The following is a 536-nucleotide window of genomic DNA, read 5'->3' as shown; positions in this document are numbered from 1 at the left end:
CCGCGTCCCCCGCCCGCACGGTCTCGCCCGCGAGCGCGGCGGCGGGGTCGGCGAGCCCGTCGGCCTCCTCCTCGGCCGGCGCTCCGACGGGGCCCACGTCCACCGTCTCCCGCACCGTGTCGTCCGTGTCGGCCTGGATGCGCGACAGCGTCCCCGTCGCGGCCGAGTACACGAGGAGCGTGCCGTCGTCGCCCATCGACGCGACGGCGTCCGCGCCGAGGATCAGCGTGGGCGCGCTCGCGGCGTCGAACGCGGAGAGGCCCGCGACCGGCACGAGCCACAGCTGGCCGGTGGCGGGCACGAGGATCGCGGCGCGGGATCCGGCGAGCATGACCTCGGCGCCCGCGGGCAGGGGCGCGGTGTCGACCACCCGGCTCGTCGCGTCGTCGACCACGTCGAGGCGCGAGCTGCCGCGGTCGGCGAGCAGCACGGTGGATCCGGCCTGCAGTACGTCGATGTCCTCGCTGCGGGAGTCGACGACGCTGTCGAGCTCGAGCACCGCGGTGTTGGCGCGGCCGATTGCCTGCTGCGCGGAG

General features: G+C 76.7%; 1 pseudogene. It reads right to left on the bottom strand.

Going from position 1 to position 536, the window contains the following annotated elements:
- Positions 1-536: pseudogene (locus tag DZG00_RS16345) on the bottom strand (hypothetical protein); the annotation flags it as partial.

Origin of the sequence: Clavibacter lycopersici (genome assembly GCF_003576405.1) — a bacterium.
GTDB classification, from domain to species: Bacteria; Actinomycetota; Actinomycetes; order Actinomycetales; family Microbacteriaceae; genus Clavibacter; species Clavibacter lycopersici.
This window is presented reverse-complemented; position numbering and strand designations above follow the sequence as displayed.